This window comes from Mycobacterium shunyiense, assembly GCF_058270035.1.
Genome location: NZ_JBZDPT010000015.1, coordinates 152363 through 173942, shown reverse-complemented (window position 1 = coordinate 173942; position 21580 = coordinate 152363). Strand labels below are relative to the sequence as shown.

General features: G+C 66.1%; 23 protein-coding genes, 1 tRNA gene and 2 pseudogenes. 13 read left to right on the top strand and 13 right to left on the bottom strand.

The annotated features are described in order from the left end of the window. Nucleotides 1-352: MspA family porin (locus tag AC4ELS_RS11395; protein WP_499047438.1), on the top strand; the 352-nt coding region annotated here is incomplete at its 5' end. A 77-nt stretch (nucleotides 353-429) separates the two neighbouring features. Here the strand turns inward: AC4ELS_RS11395 and mscL are convergent. From mscL to AC4ELS_RS11380, 3 genes are all read right to left on the bottom strand, one after another. Beyond that, nucleotides 430-894, bottom strand: a complete 465-nt coding sequence (gene mscL / locus AC4ELS_RS11390) for a large-conductance mechanosensitive channel protein MscL (protein ID WP_064886108.1) — start codon at nucleotides 892-894, stop codon at nucleotides 430-432. A 135-nt stretch (nucleotides 895-1029) separates the two neighbouring features. Continuing rightward, nucleotides 1030-1689 (bottom strand): SAF domain-containing protein, encoded by a 660-nt coding sequence (locus AC4ELS_RS11385; protein WP_448441976.1) that lies wholly within the window; start codon nucleotides 1687-1689, stop codon nucleotides 1030-1032. Between the two features lie 69 nt (nucleotides 1690-1758). Further along, nucleotides 1759-2091 (bottom strand): FmdB family zinc ribbon protein, encoded by a 333-nt coding sequence (locus AC4ELS_RS11380; RefSeq protein ID WP_064886104.1) that lies wholly within the window; start codon nucleotides 2089-2091, stop codon nucleotides 1759-1761. A gap of 63 nt (nucleotides 2092-2154) precedes the next feature. Here AC4ELS_RS11380 and AC4ELS_RS11375 point away from each other — a divergent pair, with 63 nt between their 5' ends. Next, entirely contained in the window at nucleotides 2155-2925 is a 771-nt protein-coding gene (locus tag AC4ELS_RS11375; protein WP_499047436.1) for an HNH endonuclease family protein, read from the top strand. Here the strand turns inward: AC4ELS_RS11375 and AC4ELS_RS11370 are convergent. From AC4ELS_RS11370 to AC4ELS_RS11355, 4 genes are all read right to left on the bottom strand, one after another. Next, complete coding sequence (locus AC4ELS_RS11370; RefSeq protein WP_499047434.1) at nucleotides 2922-3809, bottom strand: universal stress protein; 888 nt, start codon at nucleotides 3807-3809, stop codon at nucleotides 2922-2924. The genes AC4ELS_RS11375 and AC4ELS_RS11370 overlap by 4 nt on opposite strands. After that, on the bottom strand, nucleotides 3806-5653 hold the full coding sequence (locus AC4ELS_RS11365; protein ID WP_499047432.1) for an amino acid permease: 1848 nt from the start codon (nucleotides 5651-5653) through the stop codon (nucleotides 3806-3808). The genes AC4ELS_RS11370 and AC4ELS_RS11365 overlap by 4 nt, the downstream gene beginning before the upstream one ends. Nucleotides 5654-5778: 125 nt before the next feature. Then, nucleotides 5779-7008, bottom strand: a complete 1230-nt coding sequence (locus tag AC4ELS_RS11360; protein WP_499047430.1) for a PucR family transcriptional regulator — start codon at nucleotides 7006-7008, stop codon at nucleotides 5779-5781. A gap of 19 nt (nucleotides 7009-7027) precedes the next feature. After that, nucleotides 7028-7615: a 5-formyltetrahydrofolate cyclo-ligase gene (locus AC4ELS_RS11355; protein WP_499047428.1), complete on the bottom strand. Its 588-nt coding sequence runs from the start codon at nucleotides 7613-7615 to the stop codon at nucleotides 7028-7030. A 39-nt stretch (nucleotides 7616-7654) separates the two neighbouring features. On the opposite strand from AC4ELS_RS11355, the gene AC4ELS_RS11350 reads away from it, so the two are divergent. From AC4ELS_RS11350 to AC4ELS_RS11320, 7 genes are all read left to right on the top strand, one after another. Next, on the top strand, nucleotides 7655-8584 hold the full coding sequence (locus tag AC4ELS_RS11350) for a UTP--glucose-1-phosphate uridylyltransferase (RefSeq protein WP_064886096.1): 930 nt from the start codon (nucleotides 7655-7657) through the stop codon (nucleotides 8582-8584). A gap of 65 nt (nucleotides 8585-8649) precedes the next feature. Further along, nucleotides 8650-9888: a molybdotransferase-like divisome protein Glp gene (glp, locus tag AC4ELS_RS11345; RefSeq protein ID WP_064886094.1), complete on the top strand. Its 1239-nt coding sequence runs from the start codon at nucleotides 8650-8652 to the stop codon at nucleotides 9886-9888. Between the two features lie 46 nt (nucleotides 9889-9934). Continuing rightward, on the top strand, nucleotides 9935-10588 hold the full coding sequence (locus tag AC4ELS_RS11340) for a GNAT family N-acetyltransferase (RefSeq protein ID WP_498889116.1): 654 nt from the start codon (nucleotides 9935-9937) through the stop codon (nucleotides 10586-10588). A 243-nt stretch (nucleotides 10589-10831) separates the two neighbouring features. Beyond that, nucleotides 10832-12046, top strand: a complete 1215-nt coding sequence (sepX, locus tag AC4ELS_RS11335; RefSeq protein WP_499047426.1) for a divisome protein SepX/GlpR — start codon at nucleotides 10832-10834, stop codon at nucleotides 12044-12046. Between the two features lie 55 nt (nucleotides 12047-12101). Next, nucleotides 12102-12174 (top strand) — tRNA-Ala (locus AC4ELS_RS11330). 303 nt (nucleotides 12175-12477) lie between these two features. Beyond that, nucleotides 12478-13731 (top strand): cytochrome P450, encoded by a 1254-nt coding sequence (locus AC4ELS_RS11325; RefSeq protein WP_499047424.1) that lies wholly within the window; start codon nucleotides 12478-12480, stop codon nucleotides 13729-13731. Then, a complete protein-coding gene (locus AC4ELS_RS11320) occupies nucleotides 13724-14389 on the top strand; it encodes a TetR/AcrR family transcriptional regulator (protein WP_499047423.1) in 666 nt (221 codons plus the stop codon). The genes AC4ELS_RS11325 and AC4ELS_RS11320 overlap by 8 nt, the downstream gene beginning before the upstream one ends. Here the strand turns inward: AC4ELS_RS11320 and AC4ELS_RS11315 are convergent. Continuing rightward, entirely contained in the window at nucleotides 14351-15136 is a 786-nt protein-coding gene (locus AC4ELS_RS11315) for a maleylpyruvate isomerase family mycothiol-dependent enzyme (protein WP_499047421.1), read from the bottom strand. The two genes, AC4ELS_RS11320 and AC4ELS_RS11315, sit on opposite strands and share 39 nt — an antisense overlap. Beyond that, complete coding sequence (locus tag AC4ELS_RS11310; protein WP_499047419.1) at nucleotides 15133-16014, bottom strand: SDR family oxidoreductase; 882 nt, start codon at nucleotides 16012-16014, stop codon at nucleotides 15133-15135. Before AC4ELS_RS11310 ends, AC4ELS_RS11315 begins: the two co-directional genes overlap by 4 nt. An 84-nt stretch (nucleotides 16015-16098) precedes the next feature. On the opposite strand from AC4ELS_RS11310, the gene AC4ELS_RS11305 reads away from it, so the two are divergent. Next, nucleotides 16099-16749 (top strand): TetR/AcrR family transcriptional regulator, encoded by a 651-nt coding sequence (locus AC4ELS_RS11305; RefSeq protein WP_064886081.1) that lies wholly within the window; start codon nucleotides 16099-16101, stop codon nucleotides 16747-16749. A gap of 19 nt (nucleotides 16750-16768) precedes the next feature. On the opposite strand, the gene AC4ELS_RS11300 is transcribed toward AC4ELS_RS11305, so the two are convergent. Genes AC4ELS_RS11300 through AC4ELS_RS11290 form a run of 3 tightly spaced genes read right to left on the bottom strand, consistent with a single transcriptional unit; the run spans nucleotide 16769 to nucleotide 19697 of the window. Continuing rightward, complete coding sequence (locus AC4ELS_RS11300; RefSeq protein WP_499047416.1) at nucleotides 16769-18214, bottom strand: cytochrome P450; 1446 nt, start codon at nucleotides 18212-18214, stop codon at nucleotides 16769-16771. Further along, a complete protein-coding gene (locus AC4ELS_RS11295) occupies nucleotides 18211-19020 on the bottom strand; it encodes an SDR family NAD(P)-dependent oxidoreductase (RefSeq protein ID WP_499047414.1) in 810 nt (269 codons plus the stop codon). The genes AC4ELS_RS11300 and AC4ELS_RS11295 overlap by 4 nt, the downstream gene beginning before the upstream one ends. Continuing rightward, nucleotides 19017-19697: a hypothetical protein gene (locus tag AC4ELS_RS11290; protein WP_499047412.1), complete on the bottom strand. Its 681-nt coding sequence runs from the start codon at nucleotides 19695-19697 to the stop codon at nucleotides 19017-19019. The genes AC4ELS_RS11295 and AC4ELS_RS11290 overlap by 4 nt, the downstream gene beginning before the upstream one ends. Nucleotides 19698-19844: 147 nt before the next feature. Between AC4ELS_RS11290 and AC4ELS_RS11285 the strand changes: the two genes are divergently transcribed. Beyond that, on the top strand, nucleotides 19845-20429 hold the full coding sequence (locus tag AC4ELS_RS11285) for a TetR/AcrR family transcriptional regulator (RefSeq protein WP_499047461.1): 585 nt from the start codon (nucleotides 19845-19847) through the stop codon (nucleotides 20427-20429). 10 nt (nucleotides 20430-20439) lie between these two features. On the opposite strand, the pseudogene AC4ELS_RS11280 reads toward AC4ELS_RS11285, so the two are convergent. Next, nucleotides 20440-20856 (bottom strand): annotated as a pseudogene (locus AC4ELS_RS11280) (short chain dehydrogenase); the annotation flags it as partial. Between AC4ELS_RS11280 and AC4ELS_RS11275 the strand changes: the two are divergent. Next, nucleotides 20812-20910 (top strand): annotated as a pseudogene (locus tag AC4ELS_RS11275) (transcriptional regulator); the annotation flags it as partial. The pseudogenes AC4ELS_RS11280 and AC4ELS_RS11275 sit on opposite strands and share 45 nt — an antisense overlap. A 48-nt stretch (nucleotides 20911-20958) precedes the next feature. Next, complete coding sequence (locus AC4ELS_RS11270) at nucleotides 20959-21573, top strand: TetR/AcrR family transcriptional regulator (protein WP_448442007.1); 615 nt, start codon at nucleotides 20959-20961, stop codon at nucleotides 21571-21573. The last annotated feature ends 7 nt before the right edge of the window (nucleotides 21574-21580 follow it).

Here is a 21580-nt window from a genome sequence, read left to right as displayed (position 1 = left end):
CGGCTTCCCCTGGTCACTGGGCGTCGGGATCAACTTCTCCTACACGACCCCCAACATCCTGATCGACGATGGTGACATCACCGGCCCGCCCTTCGGCCTGGAGTCCGTCATCACCCCGAACCTGTTCCCGGGTGTGTCGATCAGCGCGGACCTGGGCAACGGCCCCGGTATCCAGGAAGTCGCGACCTTCTCGGTGGACGTCAAGGGTCCGGCCGGCGGGGTGGCGGTGTCCAACGCGCACGGCACCGTGACCGGTGCGGCCGGTGGTGTGCTGCTGCGTCCGTTCGCCCGCCTGATCGCCTCGACCGGTGACAGCGTCACCACCTACGGCGAGCCTTGGAACATGAACTGAGCACATGAACGTCCAGTTCTAGGCCTCAACAAAGCAGCCCCTGGAGAAATCCAGGGGCTGCTTTTGTGTTCGGGTGTCTACTTGTCGCGGTCGGCGCTCGTGTACTTGGCGGTGTCGGGGCTCGGGCCGGTGCCGGGGCCGGTAACGTGCTTGCCGCCGGAGCCATTCTCGGCCAGCAGGTCGCGGATCTCGGTCAGGATGCTCAACTCGGTGTCCTGCGCCTGTTCGACCTCGCCGCGCTCGCGCAACTTCTTGTACGGCAGAACGATGACGAAGTAGATCACCGCGGCCACCAGGATGAAGTTGATGGCGGCAGACAGGACGGCATTGAAGTCGATGAACGTCTCGGGATCGCCGCCCAGCGAGATTTTGAGAACCCCGTACTCCTTGCCGGGGCCGGCGCCGATGCGGTCGATCAGCGGCTGAACGACCTTTTCGGTGAAGGCGGTGACCAAGCCGGTGAAGGCGGCGCCGATGACCACAGCAACCGCAAGATCGATGACATTACCGCGGGAGAGAAACTCTTTGAAGCCCTTCAACATGCGGGGACCCTTCCTGCAGTGTGGGTTGTTAAATGGGACAAGCAAACAGTAACGGAGTTGGCTGAGCGGCTGGGTGATTGTGGGACAACAACTTCGACTCGTGTGAACTGCCTTGTCCGGCAAGGGAACCCGAGCTCAGTGAATGGTCAGTGTCAGTGCCTGCACCAGGCTGGTGGCCGCCACTTCATTGGCCGGGCGGGCCGGTAGAGCTACCAGCGCCACCCGGTCGCCGCCCGCACCGGCTCCGCGGACCTTCTCCGAAACGAGCACCACCACGGCTCCGGCGGCCACCACGACCGGCCGGGCCGGCCCCTTGTCGTCCTGATCGGCGGTCACCGTCAGCACATCGACGACGTCGCCGGGGCGGATCAGATCCAGCAGCGCGGTGTCGTTGAGTTTCACCGGCACGATGCGGGCATCCGGGCCCGCTGCCGTCTCGGCCAATCGTGATCCGAGCAGCCGGACATCGGTGATCACCTCGCCGCGACGGGCCGGCGCGGTCAGCGTCGCGCCGATCATCGGTGCCACGTCACGCTGGGCGCCGTCGGGCACCGTCGCCGTACTACGCCGCTCCAGCCGCACGTCGGTGGCGGTCAACGCGACGCCAGGGGACAGGTCGTGCGCTGCCACCGCGACCTCGATGTAGTCGCCGTGCGGGTCGGAGCGTAACGCGGCAATGGCCGCCAGAATCACCAGACCGGCCGCCGCGGCGCGGCGGGCAGCCACGGTTCGGGTCCAATCAGGCCGCGCAGCAGTCAGCCGACGCCACGGTGGCGGGTTGAGTGATGCGGCCATGGCGCCACGGTAAGCGCGCGACGGCCGGGTGGGAACGGCGTCTTCGCCGCCCTGTGGATAACTCGGAGGCTAGCTTGACGCGGCCGCGGCGGGGGCGGCGCTGGAGCTGCTCGACGAACTCGAGGACGAAGAGCTCGATGAGGACGACGACGAGTCCGAGGACGTGCTCGACGACGAGCTGTCCGCGCTCTTGCCGGACGAACCGTTGGACGAGCTCTTGCCCGACTCGCGGTTGTCGGTGCGGTAGAAGCCGCTGCCCTTGAACACCACGCCGACCGAACCGAAGAGCTTGCGCAGCTTGCCGGAGCACTTGGGGCAGGTGGTCAACGCATCGTCGCTGAAGGCCTGCACCGCGTCGAACCGATTGCCGCACTCAGTGCACGCGTAGGAATAGGTAGGCACGAAAACCCTCCGAGTTGGTCAAACTTGTTAGCACTCTACCGGCTCAAGTGCTAGAACCGCTACGTGGGCCATGTCATTCCCGCGGGCCGCCGGCGCCGGCGCACCGGAAGATTAGCGGTCCTGCTCGTGGTGGCGGTAATCCTGGCGGTGCTCGCCGTGCTCGTGCTGGCCCGCATGAAGGCCGCCACGCCGGTCGACGGCTCCGCCGCGGCCTCGGCACCGCCCCCGACGACAGGCCTGGCGCCGGCGCCGATGCAGCGGACGCCCGGTTACGACCGGGCCCGCACGCTGTTGGCGGGGTTGCCGGTCAAGGGCTGGGACCGCGACACCGATTACGCCCGGTACCGCTTCGGTGAGGCCTGGAGCGACGACGTCAACGTCGAGTTCGGCCGCAACGGGTGCAACACCCGCGACGACATCCTGCGCCGCGATCTGGCTCGACTGACCGTCCGGCCCGGCACGTGCTATGCCGCCACCGGTGTCCTGCACGACCCCTACACCGGCGTCGAGATCGCGTTCACCCGCGGCCCCGACACCTCCAGCACGGTGCAGATCGACCACCTCGTATCCCTGTCGGACGCTTGGTACAAGGGGGCGCGGTCCTGGGACCCGCAGCGGCGCAAGGACTTCGCCAACGATCCGCGCAACCTGATCGCGGTCGGCGCACAACCCAACTTCGACAAGGCCTTCCGCGACGCGGCCGGATGGCTCCCATCCAACGTGGCGTTCCGCTGTGAGTTCGTGGCCCGCCAGGTCGAGGTGAAATCCGCCTATCAGCTGTGGGTCTCGGCCAAGGAGCAGCGCGCCATGGCAGTGGTGCTCGACAGCTGCTAGCCGCGCCGGTAGCTCGGCGCGATCATCACCGGCACCGGCGAGCGGCGCAGGATCTTGCCCGCCGCCGAGCCGAGGAACACCTGGGCCGTCGGGGCGGCGGCACCCGAACCCAGCACCAGCATGTCTCCGGTGTCCCACCCGATGCTCTGCACTGCGGCATTCCAATCGTGACCCGCACCCACCACCACGTCGACGTCGGGAACTGCCATCCGGTCACGAACGGCCTTGAGCTGTTTGGTGATCTCGGCGATGGTTCGCCGGGACCACTGCTGCACCACCAACTCCTCGGCCGACGATTCGATGGTTCCGGCGAACGCTGCGGTGTTGCGGACCGTGAACGAGACGATGCGCAGCTTGGCCTGCCATGACGCCGCGAGTTCGGCGGTGGCCGGGATGAGCCCGTTGACGTCGGCCTCGCCGCCGTACGCCGCGGTGAGCCGGCTGATGCGCCCGTCGGCCTGGGCATACCCACGTGGCGCGAACGCCACCGGCACCCGGGCGGTGTGCACCAGACGTTCGGTCACACTGCCCAGTGTGACCCGGCCGAGCATGCCCGACGAGGACGAACCGACGGTCACCATGGTCGCCCGGTGGGCATCGGCAAGCTCGATCAAACCGGTTGGAATCGAGGTGGAATCGTGTACCACCGGGGTGACGTCGAGATCGATGGGCAGGACCGCGACTGCCCGCTGCAACGCCTGGGTGGCCTGTGCGCGCACGTAGGCCAGGTACTCGCCCTCGACCATGTCATCGCGCGCCGCCCATGACCGTTCTATCACCGCCGCGGCGATCACCTGCTCGCCGGTGGTGCGGGCGATCTGGATCGCCAGGTTCAGCGGTGCGCTGCTGTGCCGGCTCGCGCTGAACGCGGCCAGGATGGTCACGACACTTGCTCCTGGGTACGGGTTCGCGACACCACATGGGTCACCGGGATCTGGTAGTCGGCGCGGGCCCGGTCGACGACCTCGAACCGGTGCCACACCGAATCCTCCGGCGGCAGCGTCGAAATCACTATCTGGTCGGGCCGGAACGTTTCGACGGCGTGGGCCAGGGCCCGCAGCGGACGATAGTCACCCAACTCACCGTCGGCCTGCAGCTCTTCGGAGCGCAGCGTGCTGAGCGTCTGATCGAGGCGACGCTGGGCCGCGCGGGTGGTGGCCTCGGAGATGTCGAGCGGCCCGTGGGTGGCGGCCACCCCGGTGTCGATCGGGCTGGCCGGCACCACCACCTGATAGACGGCGTCGCGGTCCGCGCCGATGCGCCGCAACTCGTCGAGCAGTTCGTTGGATTCGACGGTCTCGTTGGCCAGCACCAACACTCGGTGTGGATGGGCGGCTCCGTCCGCCGGGGCCACGCCGGCCACCTCGGGCCGGTGTCCGATGAACCACCGGTTGGCCAGGAACAGCAGGATCACCACCACCCACGACGCCACGCTCAACGTCAGGGCCTTCCGGTTGTCCCCGCCCTGCACATACATCTGGATCAGGATGCCGAAGATGGCTGCGGCGGTGAGGATCGACAGCACTGGGAACAGCCACATCTTCACCTTGAGCTGGTCTGGTGAGGTGCGATAGCGCAGCACGATCTGCGAGATGCAGATGAGCAGGTAGACGAACAGGATCACGGCGCCACTGGAATTCAGCAGGAACGCGAAGATGGTGTCCGGCCAGAACGCCGCAGCGATCACGCACAGGAAGCCGATGACAGACGAGGTCAGGATTGCCGGGGCCGGGACGCCGCGTCGGGTCACCGCGACCAACTGCGGCGGTGCCTCGCGCCGGGCGGCCAGCACGAAAAGCATGCGCGATGCGGTGTACATCCCAGAGTTCAGACAGCTGAGCACCGCGGTGAGGACCACCGCATTCATGATGTGATCGGCGTAGGGGATACCCATCTCGGTGAACACCGAGACGAACGGCGACGCGACATTGCCCGCGGCGTCCTTCTTGAAGTGATCCCACGGCAGGATCGTCGTGATCAGGAATGAGGAGCCGACGAAGAAGATCGCGATACGCATGATGACCGAGTTGGCGGCCTTGGCCACGGCGCGCTCGGGATCGGCGGACTCGGCGGCGGCGATGGTGGCGATCTCCGCACCGACCATCGAGAAGATCACCGTCACCACACCGACGGTGACGGCCATTGCGCCCATGGGGAAGAACCCGCCGTGAGAGGTCAGATTCGAGAAGTCCATGTCCTTGTTCGGCCACAGTCCGAAGACGAAGAGCGCGCCCAAACCGATGAACGCCAGGATCGCCGCCACCTTGATGCCGGCGAACCAGTACTCGAATTCACCGAAGGACGACACCGAGAACAGATTGGTGGCCGTCATCGCGATCAACAGGAGCAGTGCGGTCAGCCAGATGGGGACATCCACCCAGAATTGGATGATCTTGGCGCCCGCGATCGCTTCGAAGCCGACGACGATCACCCAGAAGTACCAGTAGAGCCAGCCGACCGAGAACCCCGCCCAGTTGCCCAGCGAGTTGCGCGCGTAATCGGCGAATGATCCGGTCGACGGGTTGGCCACCGCCATCTCGGCCAGCATCCGCATCACCATGATGACCAGGACCCCGGCCAGCGCATAGGTGATGAACGAGCCGGGTCCAGTAGCGCCGATCACCACCCCGGAGCCGACGAACAGGCCGGCGCCGATCACGCCGCCGATGGCGATCATCGTCAACTGACGCTGACTGAGTGCCTTCTTCAATGCGGGTGTTTCACCCATTTGCGTACCGACTCCTCCGTGGTATGTGACTCAGGTCACAAGCGACCAGAAGGAAACGCTATGCCCGGCGGCCGATCGATGGAGCCGAAATTGGGCCGAAACTGTAGGAAACCCAGGCGGCCGGTTCAGACAGTTGTCGAATCGGGCCGGTACAGCCCGGCAAGCCGGGCCAGTCGCAGGCTCAGCATCAGTTCGAAACGGGTCTCGCCGTCGCTGAGGTCGCTGCCGACGGCCTCGGTCAGCTTCTCCAACCGGTAGTACAGCGTGGACCGGTGCAGATACATGTCCTCGGAAGTGCGCCGCACGTCGCCGCCGTTGGCCAGGTAGGTCTCGAGCGTGCGAAGGAGGTCGTCGCGACCCTGTTCGATCAGGCTGACGATGCCGGGGTGGACCAGCTCGCCGAGCCGGTCCCGGTCGTAGGCCTGGCCCAGCAGCGCCAGTGTGCGCCACGAACCGAGTGCGGACCAGTCGGCAACCTGGGTGCTGTTCGCGCCGACGCCCGCGAGCGTCAGTGCCAGGCTCGCGTGTCGAAACCCAAGGGCCGCTTGTGTTATCGGCAGAGCGACGCCGGAGGTGCCGATGGCCAGGTGCGTTCGGTAGCTGGCCCGGACGGCACCGGCCACAGTTTCGGCCGCCGCGGCAGATCCGGTGCGCGATACCGCGACGATCGTGGTCGGCGATCCGGCGAGGGTGTACCACCGGTGCGTTCGGTCGGTGGCCGTCAACCGCAGGCGCAGCGCCATACTCCGATCGACCGGATTGCCCGCGCCGTCGAGGGTGGGCTCGAACCGGAAAATCTGAACCACGTCGTCCGGCTCGACCATCGCCCTGGCATGCAGCTCACGGACGACTGCCTGGGCGAGCGCAGGTTCGTCGGCGGCAAGCAACCGCATCAAAAGGCCCTGCTGCGCAGACTCTTCGGCGCGCAGTGCCGCGTTGCGGCGGTCGAGGATGGCCAGCAGGTCGGCGCCGGCTCGTTCGGCCAGCCGTTGACCGTCCTCGGACAATGACCCTTCAGGGGCGATGATCCACAGGTAGCCGAACCGCTCGGACGCCGAGCGCACTGGCACGCAGAACCGCGGCATCAAGTTGTGTTGCGGAAATGCCGGGATCCACACCGCCGAGTCGGCCGAACCGATTCCGAATTCGAACAGCGCCGCTTTGACCTCGGCGCGGGTCTCGCGTTGCAACACGCTGTGGACCCGCACGTCGTCGAGTTCGCCGAGTTGACGGCTGTGCGTGATCGGGGTCAGCTCCTCGTCGTCCAGGAGCACTGCCCGATCCAGGGTCTGGGCCAGGACGTCGACGATCAGCTGCATGCGGACACTGAAGTCGGCGCTCACCGGATCGGACACTCTGATGATTCTGGACCGCTCAGCTGTGCAACGTCACCATTCCGCCCGACGGCGTCAACGCGTGCGTCATGCGCACGTCGTGGGGGTCGGTGGGCAACTCGTCGAGCAATTCGTCGTCCCGTACCACCGCGACCAGTCGCGCATGCGGTGAGGCGTAGATCAGGCTGCGGTCGTAGAAGCCGGCGCCCCGGCCCAGCCGGTTGCCGTGGCGGTCGACGGCCAGTGCGGGCACCAGTACCACCGCCGCGTCGGCGATCGATCCGGCGGGCAACCACGGCGGCGCGGGCTCGCGGAGACCGAACTCGGCTGCCACCAACGTGCCGGGTACATACTCACCCCACTGCATCGGCATTGCGCGGCCGTCCCCGTCGTTGCGGGCCACCGGAAGCAGTACGCGCACACCGAGTTCCAACAGGGTGTCCAACATGGCCGCAGACCCCGGTTCGGAGCCGACCGGAACGTAGGCGCACACCGTTTGCCCGGGACGGACCAGTGCGGGCAGCCAGTGGCAAATTGCCTGCGCCTCGCGGTTGCGGCAGTCGTCGGTCGCGGCCCGTCTTGCACGGAGAACGCCAGCTCGCAACTCGGTCTTGGTCGGCGGGGTCACGCCCTCCACCATTTCAGAACGGACGTTAGTGTGTGAACGATGAGCACCTCTCCCAAGGCGCCTGAAGTGCCGATTCCCTACACGGCCGTGGTCCCCGCGGCCGGTCTGGGCACGCGCTTCCTGCCCGCGACCAAGACGGTCCCGAAGGAACTGCTGCCTGTGGTCGACACCCCCGGCATCGAGCTGGTCGCGGCGGAGGCGGCCGAGGCCGGCGCCGAGCGGCTGATCATCATCACCTCCGAGGGCAAAGACGGTGTCGTCGCGCACTTCGTCGAGGACCTGGTGCTTGAGGGCACGCTGGAGGCCCGCGGCAAGAAGACCATGCTGGAGAAGGTCCGGCGGGCTCCCGCGTTGATCAAGGTCGAGTCGGTGGTGCAGGCGGAGCCGCTCGGGCTGGGGCATGCCATCGGTTGCGTCGAGAGTGCGCTGGCTCCCGACGAGGACGCGATTGCGGTGCTGCTACCCGACGATCTGGTGTTGCCGACGGGCGTGTTGGAGACCATGTCGAAGGTGCGGGCCAAGCGCGGCGGCACGGTCCTGTGCGCCATCGAGGTCCCTGAAGACAAGATCAGCGCCTACGGCGTCTTCGACGTCGAGACGGTGCCCGATGCGGCCAACCCGAACGTGCTGCGCGTCAAGGGCATGGTGGAAAAGCCCAAGTCCGAAGACGCGCCGTCGCCGTACGCCGCGGCCGGCCGCTACCTACTGGACCGGGCGATCTTCGATGCGCTACGTCGGGTTTCGCGCGGTGTGGGTGGCGAGATCCAGCTGACCGACGCCATCGCGCTGCTGATCGAAGAGGGCCATCCGGTGCACGTGGTCGTGCACCGCGGAGCCCGACACGACCTGGGAAATCCCGGCGGCTACCTGAAGGCTGCGGTTGACTTTGCGTTGGAACGTGACGACTACGGCCCCGAATTGCGGAGCTGGTTGGTCGAACGGTTGGGTCTGGCCGGACAGGAGGGCTAGCAACGCGTCGGGCCCTACGCCGCGCGTTGTCCGGCAGTCGGGGCCCGTAGATAGGAAGGCGTGTTGTGCGTTCGGTCGAGGAACAGCAGGCTCGGGTAGCGGCTGCCGCGGTGGCGCCCCGGCCGGTGCGAGTGGCCATCGCCGAGTCACAAGGTCTGATGTGTGCCGAAGAGGTCGTGACCGAACGGCCCATGCCGGGATTCGATCAGGCCGCGATCGACGGCTATGCGGTCCGCAGCGTGGACGTGTTGTCGGTGGGCGACGGTGCCGGTGAGATCAGCTTGCCGGTGATGGGCTCGATCGAGGCGGGGGCGCGGACCCCGAGCCGCTTGCAGCCCCGGCAGGCTGCCCGGGTGCAGACCGGTGCGCCGATGCCGACGCTGGCCGACGCGGTGCTCCCGTTGCGGTGGACCGACGGTGGGGAGAGCCGCGTCCGGATCCTGCGCAGTGTGCGTTCGGGCGCCTACGTCCGGCGCACCGGAGACGACGTGCAACCCGGTGATGTCGCGGTGCGGGCCGGCACCATCATCGGTCCGGCCCAGGTGGGCCTGTTGGCCGCGGTCGGACGGGACCGGGTGCTGGTGCATCCGCGGCCGAGGCTGTCGGTGATGTGCGTGGGCGGCGAGCTCGTCGACGTGTCCCGCAGCCCGGGAACCGGGCAGGTGTACGACGTGAACTCGTATGCTCTCGCCGCGGCGGGCCGGGATGCGGGCGCGGAGGTCAACCGCGTCGGCATCATCAGCACCGACCCGAGGGAACTCCGGGAAACCGTTGAGGGCCAAGTCAATCGCAATGAGATCGTGGTGATCGCCGGGGCGGTGGGTGGGGCCGCCGCCGAATCGGTGCGCAGCGTGCTCACCGAACTCGGCGAAATGGAGGTGTCCCGGATCGCGATGCATCCCGGGTCGGTGCAGGGCTTCGGGCAGCTCGGCCGGGACCGCGTTCCGGTCTTCCTGCTGCCTGCCAACCCGGTCAGCGCGCTGGTGGTGTTCGAGGTGATGGTCCGCCCGCTGATCCGGCTCTCACTGGGCAAGCGCCAGCCCATGCGACGCGTGGTGCAGGCCCGCACGCTGGCACCGATCAGCTCGGTGGCCGGGCGCACGGGATACCTGCGCGGGCAGTTGATGCGGGACCAGGACACCGGCGAGTACCTGGTGCAGGCACTCGGCGGGGCGCCCGGGGCGTCGACGCATCTGCTGGCCACCCTCGCCGAGGCGAACTGTCTCGTGGTGATTCCGAGCGAGGTGGATGAGGTCCGGACCGGCGAAACCGTGGATGTGGCATTCCTGGCCCAGCGCGGCTGATAAGACTTCATTCGATGAATGACGGTGTGACGAATCGACTGTGCGGATGAGCCTGCTGCGGTCCAGTGCCTTTCACCCGGGTTGGCCCGGGCCGATCGGTCCGCTGCGGGTGCAGGCGGGCGTGGTGCGGCTACGCCCGGTGCGGCTGCGCGACGCGGCGGTGTGGAGCCGGATCCGGTTGGCTGACCAGGCCCACCTGGAGCCCTGGGAGCCGGTAAGTGGCGTGGATTGGCATGTCCGCCATGGGGTTTCGTCGTGGCCTGCGATCTGCTCGGGTTTGCGCGGTGAGGCCCGGCGCGGGCGGATGCTGCCGTATGTGATCGAGCTCGACGGCGAGTTCGCCGGCCAGCTCACGATCGGCAATGTCACCCATGGCGCGCTGCGATCGGCCTGGATCGGCTACTGGGTGGCCAGTGACAAGACCGGCGGCGGGGTGGCGACCGGAGCGCTGGCGCTAGGTCTCGACCACTGCTTCGCCGGGGTGCAGTTGCACCGGGTCGAGGCCACGGTGCGGCCCGAGAACGCCGCAAGCCGGGCCGTGTTGGCACGCGTGGGGTTCCGCGAGGAGGGCCTGTTGCGTCGCTATCTCGAGGTCGACGGTGCCTGGCGGGACCACCTTCTGGTGGCGGTCACGTTGGAGGAGCTGAAACATTCGGCGTCTCAAGCCCTTGTGTCGGCCGGGCGGGCCAGTTGGTGCTGAGCCGTCCGGGTCGGCCCGGATTGCGGCGCGCCGTGTCGAAACTGCGCCCAGGGTCGTGATTTCGCCGGATTCACAGCCCTGGAAGCCATCTCGGCGAATTCGGGTTCTTGAGCTGTTACCAATGTGACACGTGTGACTAGTGGTGCTTGTATCGAATGAATTACAGGTGTGTAATTGTGTCGGCGCGCCATCCATGGATGCGCTGGTCACAGACCTAGCCTGAAGGGGAAAGGAGCAGGCGTCATGCCAAGCATCCCCCAGTCACTGCTGTGGATTTCCCTTGTCGTTCTCTGGCTTTTCGTTTTGGTCCCGATGTTGATCAGCAAGCGCGACTCGGTGCGTCGCACCAGTGACGTCGCCCTGGCGACACGAGTTCTCAACAGTGGCCGCAACGCACAACGCTTACGACGCGGCCCGGCCGCCGGGCATCACAGCGATCCGCACTGGAAACACACGGCCGACCACCTCGACGAGAACCTCGATGACGACTTCGAGGAAGACGAAGAGCCGGCCGAGGTGCGCGTGCACGCCACCGTGCAGCGCACCGTTGTGGTGGCCGCCGTGAGCGTCGAGACCCCCGAACCCGACTATCTGGATGTCGACGTCGTCGACGAGGATTCCGGTGCACTGCCGGTCGGTGCGATGGCCGAGGCTGCCGAACCCGTCGCCGAACCCGAGGAAGTCGCCGAGCCCGAACTCGAGCTGGAATTCGAGACGCAGCCTGAAGCGGAAGCCGAGCCGGAACCGGAGCCCGAAGCGGAGCCTGAGCCCGTCGCGGTCGAGGAGCCGGCCGCGGAGTTCGACGCGGTCGAATCCGAGGCCCAGACCGAGCGCATCGCAGTGGATCTCGATGAGAACCAGGAACCCGAGGGCGCGCCGGGCCCCGTCGGCGCCGACGATGAAGAAGAACTTGCCGACGAGTACGAGTACGTCGACGACTCGTCGGGTCTGGAACCCGAGGCCGAGGACGAACCGGTCGGCGAGGAATCGGCAGAGACCCCCGTCGGATCGCCGAGTGCGCCCCGCCAGCGCCGGTTCGAGTCCAAGACCGCCGCGGAGGTCAGTGCCCGCAAGTTCCGGTTCCGCAAGCGGGTGCTCGCGGTGCTGGCGGCCACGATGCTGTTCTCGGCGGGCGCTGCCTTCCTGGTGACGCCGTCGGCCTGGTGGGTGTGTGGCGGTGCCGGCACGGTCACCGTGCTGTACCTGGCCTATCTGCGCCGCCAGACGCGTATCGAGGAACAGTTGCGGCGTCGTCGTGCACAACGGATGGCGCGGTCCCGGCTGGGCGTGGAGAGCACCGACGACCACAAGCTCGACGTAGTGCCGGCCCGCTTGCGTAGGCCCGGCGCAGTGGTACTCGACATCGACGACGAGGATCCGATCTTCGAGCACCTGGCCTACGCGTCGTATGGGTCGATGTCGCGCGAATACGATCTACCGCGGGCTTCCGGCCAGTAGGCCGGCCGGTTTCCGCTTCCGGGCCGACGGCTGGTAGCCTTTCGTTCCGGTATCAGGGGCTATAGCGCAGTTGGTAGCGCGTCTCGTTCGCATCGAGAAGGTCAGGGGTTCGATTCCCCTTAGCTCCACTCTCAAATGGCAGGTCAGGCAACTGATCTGCCATTTCTGGTTTGTGGGCGGCCCACAGTAACGCCTCCGCGTCCGTCCCCGTCGCCCCTTGAAGATCAATCCAGCCTTCACCCGTGCTGCGGCGCACTAAGCGGACATAATTCAGAAGATCGTATGGTCATCGTATGGTCTAGGTATCTGATGGACTGCCTGTACAGGGATAATGCTCCAGATTGTTGACGCTCAGATGTTCTTGGTCATACGGTTGTGGCAAATATGTCGGCTAGGGCCCGATATGGGCCTCGCGGAAGGTGGGAACGTCGATGAACGTCAACAGCGTGGCTCCCAACGTCTTCGACGCGGGGCTGCCGACCCTCAGTTACAGCCTCACCGCCACTCCGCACGACATCCTCGAAGATGTCCGAGCGGCGCAGGCACGCGCGCCTATCGCCATCGGGCCCCTCGGTCCGGAAATCCTGTCCTACGAACTGGCTCGCGACATACTGCGTGACAACAGGTTCCGCCTCCCGCCCGGTATCACTCTGGCGGCCCAGGGCATCACCTCTGGTCCCTTGTTCGACAAGATGGTGGGCAGCCTCCTGGGCCTGGACGGTGCACCACATGTGCGGTTGCGCAAGCTGGTTTCCAAGGCGTTCACTCCCCGCGCGACCTCACGCCTGCAGGACACGATCCACGACGTGGTGAACGGGCTGATCGATCGAGTGGTGGACGCCGGGCAGTGCGACGTCGTGACCGACATCGCGCGTCCCTACCCCACCCCGATCATGTGTGCGCTGCTCGGTGCGCCTCGCGCGGACTGGCATTTGTTCGCGGACTGGACTGAGGAGGTCTTCAAAGCCCTCAACTTTCAGCCGGACGCCAACTTCGACGAGTCCGCGATCATGCGTGCGTGGGGTGAACTCGACGACTACGTCGACGGCATGGTTGCCGCCCGCCGGGACAACCTGACCGATGATCTGCTGTCCGAGCTCATTCGCGCCGAAAGCGATGGCGACCGGCTGAATCTCGACGAACTCCGCATGCTGGTGGCCGGTTTCTTGATGGCGGGAACGGACACAACGCGAAACCAGCTGGCGGCATCGGTTCAGGTGCTCTGCGAGCATCCGGACCAATGGGCGAAGCTGCGCGACCATCCGGAACTTGCGATGCAGGCGGTCGAGGAGAGCATGCGCCACTCGCCAGCGGCCTGTATCGTGCCGCGAGCCGCCGTCGAGGATGTCGAGTTCGGTGGGTATCTGTTCCCGGCGGGCACCTTCGTACTCGCGAACACCTTTGCCGCCAATCGAGATCCGGCCATCTATGACGATGCTGACCGCTTCGACATCGCGCGCAACGACGTTCCCGCAATTCTGACGTTCGGCGGTGGCGCGCACTATTGCCTGGGGGCGAACCTCGCGCGCCGGGAACTGGCGGAAGCACTCACAGTCCTCACCCGCCGCCTCCCCACCACCCATCGTGTCGGGCCGGCTCCATGGAAATCGGTGCTCGGAATGACCGGTCCCACAACTCTTCCGATTGAATTCACCAGCGACAGGCTGGTGGCGGCGAATGCGTAGTCGTGGCTGGGCGGGTTCGACGCCCTCATCGGACGAGGAAGCTATCTCGCGCATCCTGACTGCGGTAGATGAGGAGATTGCCGAGCATGGAGCCGGGATACGTCTCGCCGACGTCGCCCGCCGACTCGGTGTCACTCGCCAGACGGTGTACCGCTACTTCCCCAACGCCGACGCGCTGCTCATCGCCAGTGCAATGCGTGCCGTCAACGGATTCATCGACCAGGTCACGGATCAGGTCAGCGGCGTCGGCGACCCGGTCACCGCAGTGGTCGAAAGCGTTTCATTTGGAATCGAGACCCTCTCCGGCGATCCACAGCTGGAGAAGCTACTGACCCGTCGAGAGGGCGGCGAACCCGTCACCTCGCTGACTTCCGACACGGCAATCACCTTCTGCTTGTCCGTCTTTCACCGACTCGATGTCGATTGGAGACTTCACGGCTTCGACGACACCGGCCTGCGTGAACTTGCCGAGATGACGTTGCGTACGGTGCAATCGATATTGACCGATCCTGGAACGGGTCCCCGCACGGGACCCGCATTGCGCCGCTTCGTCTCTCGCTGGCTGGGCCCGGCAATCCTCTATCCACGATGGGCGTCGTTGTCGATTTACGGACGGGCATCAGACGATGTTCATCGAGTCAAGCAGGGTGGTCAGTAGTTCCTGGTTTCCTGATATGGCGATGTCGGATGTGCGCCAGTCGACCCGTTTGGTCGCCCACACCGGAAAACTGTTGACATTGCCTCGTATAGAGGCAACCGGGCCGCAATCGCCAGCAGCGGTAGCGATCGTGCCGTCCGGTCGGATGAGCCACCGGCCACCACCGTCGCCATAGAGTTCCAGGCAGACTGGCGCTCTCAGCCATGAGGGCGGGTTAGCCCTCAGTTGATTGGCCAGCACAGCCAGCATCCACTCGACAACGACGGACATGCGTCCGGCGTCCGTACCGGGCGCAGGTGCGCCGATGGCCGGGGCGATGTCATGGCGTAGATGAGTGTGATGGTCGAAGACAAGTGCTCCGGGTAGGACCAGGCCGACCGTGAACGATCCGAGTTCGCCGAGGCGGGTGCGTAGCGCACGTGCCGGTGACCTGGCGACCAGCGAGGCTGCACGTAGTGTTCGGCCGCTCCACCGTTCGTATTCGGCCAGTACCTGGCTCCAATGCCAGTGGCGTCGGGAATCGACCGGGATGTTGTTGGCGCGCTCAATGTCTCGCGTCGTCAACAGCGTGATCGCGGCAGGGGTGAAAAGAGCGCGACAGCTGGCGCCGAGGTGGGCCACGACATCTTGCACGCGCCATCCGGCGGCCGCGCTGTCGGCCCGCCACTGCGACTGGGACAACTCGGCGCAGAAGCTCAACAAGGCAGCGCGTTCTCGTTGGAACGCGGCGACTCGATCGATCGTCACCGGTTGTCGTCCTCGTCCTGAGTCTTGAGCGCAAAGTCCGAGCTGGCGCCGACGGTCTTGGCCAGTCGGTCGCGATATCCGGCGCGTTGCCTCGTGTCGACTCCTCGCATGGCGCGGTCGTAGTCGGTAGCCCGTAAGAAAGGCTGTCGGAGGCGCGGCGGCAACAGGGCCAGTGTGCGCATCAGGGCGCCCGACCATGCCGGGACAGTGACCTCGGGCTTGGCGGCCAGGCCGGCTTGCACGATCGCCGCCGCGACCGTCGACGGGTCCGAGATCGGCACTCCGCGTTCGGGAACGCCACTCGACAGCTCGGTGCGGACCACGCCCGGCAGCACCACCGAGGCCGTCACCCCCGATCCATGCAACTCCTGCTGAAGCGCATGGGTGAAGCCGACAACGCCGAACTTGCTCGCGCTGTACGCCGCGACACCTCCGCCGGCGACGCGCCCCAACACCGACGCGATGTTGATGATCTGCCCGCGCCGTCGCTCCAGCATGCCAGGTAGAACGATGTGACAGCCGAGGATGACGCCCCACAGGTTGATGTCGATCGTCGCACGGACCGATGCCAACTCACCTTCGGTGAATGCGCCGACCGGCATGATTCCGGCGTTGTTGACGAGCACATCGATGGCGCCCGCTTCGTCGTGGACGGCGGCGACGAACCGCTCGTAGGACGTCTGGGACGACACGTCGAGACCGTGTCCGGATGCTCCTCGTCCGATTGCTGCGGCGGCCTCTTTGGCCGCCTGTTCGTCGAGGTCGCCGATGACGATCCGTGCCCCGCGTTCAGCGAAAGCGGCCGCCGTTGCGTGTCCGATGCCCCGAGCCCCACCGGTGATGACGACGACGGCATTGCGGAGATTTTCGTGAGGCAAGGTCAGTTTCCCTTCTCGATAAGTTTGACTAACGGTCAAACTTGACCGTCGGTGCTACGGTGGACGAAGTTTGACCGAAAGTCAATGTTTGGAGGATCGATGGCGAGTGGTGCGCGTCGACATCGCGATCCGGCCCGACGGGCAGAGCTACTGGTTGCGGCGGCCGACTGTTTCGCCAGCCGTGCATTCGATGACGTATCGATGGATGACATCGCTGAGCGCGCGGGCGTCACCAAGGGGTTGCTGTTCTACTACTTCGGTTCCAAGCGGCAGTGCTACCTGGCGGTCATCGAGGACTTCCATCGCCAGCTGCTCGACCACGCGCGGATGAACGAGGATGTCCCGCCTCGTGAGTTGATGTCCGCCATGCTCGACCGGTATCTGGATTTCGCAGTGAGCTCGGAGGCGGCCTACCGCCTGATCATGAGTGGCGGTCTTGGTGTCGACCCGGAGGTGCGTGCGTTCGTCGCCGACCACCGCGCTCAGTATCGGGCGCTGTTCACTCAGATGGTCTTGCCGGGTCAGGCTGAGCCCCCGGCCATGCGGGTCGCACTCGAAGGATTTCTGAGTTTCATGGAGGGTGCAACGCTGGACTGGTTGAGTCACCGCAAAATCAGCCGAGAAGCATTGCACCGCTTGATCATGTCGCTGGCCGCAGCCGTTCCGATGGCGGCCGTAGCAGCAGACCCGACGCTGGAACCCGAGCCCGTCGGTGAGGCGATGCCGCAGGTTTGAGGGGGCCTCCTTAGCGACGCTACGTCAAGCCGCGCGCCCGCAGGTTGATCGGCAGGTCATCGGCCGGCATCGGTCCGGTGCCCCAGGTCAGCTGGGGCCGGTAATCGTCAGGCACGTTCCACTCGAACCGGCGCAGCATCTGATGCATGGTGGTCTTGACGGTCATGTCGGCGAACTGCTGGCCGATGCACTTGTGTGCTCCGCCGCCGAACGGCGCGAACACGTAACGGCTCACCGCGGCACGAGATGCGGCGTTGTCCACGAACCGCTCCGGGTTGAAGGTGTCCGGATCGGGCCACCAGTCGGAAAGACGCATGGAGGCATAGACATTGATGGCCACCTGCGTTTTGCGTGGGACGAAGTGACCGAGGATCTCGGTATCGCGAACCGTTTGGCGGAAGAGTGCGCCGGCCGGCGCGTACATCCGCAGGATCTCCTTGAAGGCGGCGTCGAGCAGGGGATAGGCATCGAGGTCGAGAAGGGTCGGGGTGTCGTTCGGGTGAGCGAGCGCCTCCTCGCGAAGCGCGTCCTGCCACTGCCGGTTTCGGCCCAGTTCGTAGGTCAGCATGGACAACGCGATGGCGGTGGTGTCGTGTGCGGCCATCAGCAGGAAGATCATGTGGTTCACGATGTCGGCCTGGGTGAACCGGGCACCGTCCTCGTCCTCACTGCGGCACAACATCGAGAACAGGTCGGTGCCGTCGCCGCGTTGGCGGTCGGGAACCTGCGCGGCGAAGTAACGCTCGAGCCGCTCCCTGGCCCGTAGCCCCCTGGCCCACACACCGCCGGGTACGTCGGCCCGCACCAGTGCCTGCCCGCCGCGGACCGTGTCGTGGAAATCGGCCGACAACTGGTCGGATTCGGGACCGAGGTGAGTGCCGACAAACACCTCCGCGGCCTGCTCGAGCAGCAGATGCTTGATGGACGGATAGAACGGAAAGCTCTGTGTCGAGGGCCAATTGCGAAGCGTGCGATCGATACTGGGCCGCATCAGTTCGAGGTAGCCGTCCAGCGCGCTGCGGGTGAAGGCCTCCTGCATGATGCGGCGGTGATCGCGGTGTTCGTCGAAGTCGAGCAGCATGATTCCGCGGTGGAAGAACGGTCCGATGACCGGCGCCCAGCCGCGGGTGCTGGAGAACACCTTGTCCCGGTTGATCCATGCGGTTTCCAAGGCGTCAGGGCCCATGAGGCCGACGACGCGAAAGCCGACGCCGCCGGCCCAGGACACCGGTCCGTAGCGCTCGTAGCGATCCCGGGCGAAGGACAGCGGGTCGGCCAGGGAGCTCAACACGTGGCCGAGGAACGGGAAACCGTAGTTGCCCATGACCGGCTTGAGATTCGATCCCGGTGGCGGTGCGGCGAGTGGGCGGTCACCGCTCGGAAATCTGGAGGTGACGGCAGCGCCGAAGGCTTGGACGCGGTGCTTATTCACCGGGGAGGTGAGGCAGGTGGCCAAGATCGTCATCGGTTGATCCGGTTCAGGTAGTCGCGGCGACGGTCCGCATCGAAATGCCCGGGTGGCTCGTTTCGGGTGGCAAGTCGTTTGAACAGTTGCATCACCGGCTCCGGCGTGGCCTCCTCCAGCAACCCGAACGGCGACAACCATTTCGGGACGGTGACTTCGCGTCCGGGGTTGCGTGCGCTGTCGGCAATGACGGTTCCGATCTGCTCGGGTTGGCGGGTGGGGAGAAGGTCGAGTGTGACTCCTGCTGTCAGGTCGGTGTGGACTGCGGTAGGCATGACCGTAGTGATGGTGACGTCGGAGTGGGCGATTTCGGCGCGAACGGCTCGTGACAACGCCGCCACCGCGTACTTCGTCGCGCAGTACACCGACATGCCCGGAGTGGTCACCTTGGCCGCCATCGATGCGACGTTCACGATGTGGCCGTGATTACGATCGAGCATGCCGGGAAGAAACTCGTGCATGCCGTTGACGACGCCGGTCAGATTGACGGCGATCTCTTGGTGGTACGCCGCGAGTTTCTGGCCCACGAAGGGGCCCATGTGCTGGATGCCGGCGTTGTTCACCAACATCGCCACCGGTCCGTCAGCGCGGGCAGCGCTGTGAAACGCCGCCACACTCGCAGCGTCCGTGACGTCGAGATGTGCGGCGTTGGCGCCGATCTCATGTGCGGTGCGGGTGGCTGCATCGGCGTCGACGTCACCTATCCACACCCTCGCGCCCCGCTCGACCAGAGCCACCGCGGTGGCTCGACCGATACCGCGTGCGCCGCCGGTGACGCATACGACGGCCCCGGCGAGATCGATCACCGGCCGGCGCTTTCGTCGCTGAACTCCCGCAATGCGAAGTATGCGATGGGTCGCACTTCGCCGCTGTGCATGTTCAACAGGGCCCGCCCGAGATAGAGGCCGGGCAGCAGCTCGACGATTTCGTCGCGGGTCCGTTTGATCGGGAAGGTGCGCACGCTGGGGTTCCGGTATTCATCCGGGCTGTAGTCCAGTGCCCGAACCTTGATGTAGGGCGGGATAGCCGCGGTGTCGATGCGGTGGGTGAACTCGAATCCCACCATCTCGGATCCGGCCCGACGCAGTCCGCGGTACAGGGGCGCGATGACGCGCATCGCGTACTTGGCGATCGGCGCGAGCCGGTTGAAGCCGGTATCGGTGTCGAACGTCTTTCCGCGCCAGGTCGGTTCGATCTTCAACAGCGGATTCGCCAGGGACGCCTCGGGAATGCCGAAGAGGTTGCCGACGATCAGACCCTCCATGGCTCCGTGCGGTCCGTCGGGTTCGTGTCCCCGCTCGAACAGCGCGGCGAGTTGGTCGCGGCGACCCGCGGTGCCGAGTTCCTGTAGGTAGTCCCAGCCCTGGCGCCAGGCCAGGGCCGGTGCCGTCTGCGCCAACTCGCGCAAGTCGTTCAATACCGACCCCTTGGTGGCGTCCGGTGTGCGGTTGGCGTCGTGCGCTCTTGTGTCTGCGGTGGCCATGGGCGCCCCTCTCGAGCATCTGGTACGGAATCGTGCCCAATATCTGGTACTGAACCGTGCCAGAATGTGTTGGTGGTGTCAACGACCAATCGCGCCTACGGAGGCCAATCAGCTGACGCCCGCCGCCGGCAACGGCGCGGGCGCCTGCTGGATGCGGCGATGGACCTGATGGTGCGCAATGAATGGCGGGGTGTGACGGTTGAGAAGATTTGTGCCGCAGCCAGTCTCAACAAACGGTACTTCTACGAGAGCTTCACCGATCTCGACGGTTTATCGGCCGCGGTCGTCGACGACATCGCCGACGAGGTACGTAGCGCCACCGTGACGGCAGCAGATGCGGCGGCACAGCAGCCATTGGAGGTCCAGGCCCTGGCGAGTGTGGCTGCCGCGGTGCGGACCCTCGTGGACGACCCGCGTCGCGCCCGTGTCCTACTCGGGGGTGTCGCGGCGTCGCCCGAACTCGATGCGCACCGTACGACGGTCATGCACCGGCTGACCGACGTACTGATAGATCACGGACGCACCGTGCACGGGGTCGAGTTGGAAGCCGATCCGCTGGCGCAGGTCGCACCGGCGTTCATCGTCGGCGGGACTGCCGATGCCATCCTGGCGTTCGTCAACGGCGACGTGCATCTGTCGCTCGACGATTTCATCGCGCAACTCGCCACGCTGTGGTTGATCACCGGCAACGGAGCGGCGCAGGTGGCCCGCACCCGTATCGCGCCGGCTTAGTGCCCCGGCTTCACGCGAAGGTGATTCCCGTGAGTTCCTCCGACACCGTCCACACACGTGTGGCGTTCGCGTTGTCGCGCAGTGGTTTCCAGAGTTTCTGTTCACCAGGAGGGCCGCCGACGTGCCCCGGCTACTGGGGACCGTAGAACGCGCCGTCCTTCGCCTGGGCTGACGCCGCGGCCATCAGCGCAGGCAGTTTCGCGCTCGCCACGGTTCCCACGATGAGGCCCCGCGCCGAGAACCAGCGGATCAGCCGCACACCGACGGTGTCCTCGGCCCGCCCGACTTCCGGGCGAGCCGCCAGCAGGCTGGTCGGAGCGACGCCGGGGTGGGCGATATTGCTGGTGATGCCCCAGCCCGCGGCAATACTGCGACGGCTGAGCTCAAGTCCGAACAACTGTTGGTCTACACCGCTGCACCGGGCAGCGAGAGCTACGAGAAGCTGCAGTTGCTCTCGGTGATCGGCGCGCAGCCGGGGTAATTCGTCCACTCAGTCGAGTAGTCGACCCGCCCTGGTTAGGATGGGCTCGTGGAGGATCAGCCTGCGGGTTCCAGTCGCGTGGAGCGCCGTCGTGACCGGCGCAAGGCCGAGATCGTCAAGACCGCCACCCGCATCCTGACCGAATCCGGCTACCAGGGCATGAGCCTGGAAGATGTCGCCGAGCAGACCGACATCGCCAAGGCCACTCTCTACCACTACTTTTCGTCCAAGGATGCTCTGGTGGCTGCCGCACTGGAGGCCCTGACCCAGGAAGTGCTGCAGCGGTTGGCCGCGCGCGAAGAGGCGCTCGGAGAGGTGGATGCCCGCGAGCACCTGGCGGCCGTGATCGATGAACAGATCCGCATCCTCACCGAGACCGCGCCCGAGGTGGCCGCGGTGTTCTCCTGGCCGCGAGGCTGGCCGGAGGTCTTCGAGGAGCCGATGAAAGACATGCGGCGCCGCCACGACGCGGTGTTCCGCCGGGTGGTGGAGCAGGGTGTGGCCAGTGGTGAATTCACCTGTCCCGACGTCAATGTCGCTCTGCAGTGCCTGCACGGCGTCCTGAACCAGTCCTCGGTGTGGATCGGACCGGGCCTGCACGACGACGATCGCGGTGAGCTGCGCGCCGCGATCGTCGACCGTGCTCTGTGCCTGTTCTACTAGCCGCGAG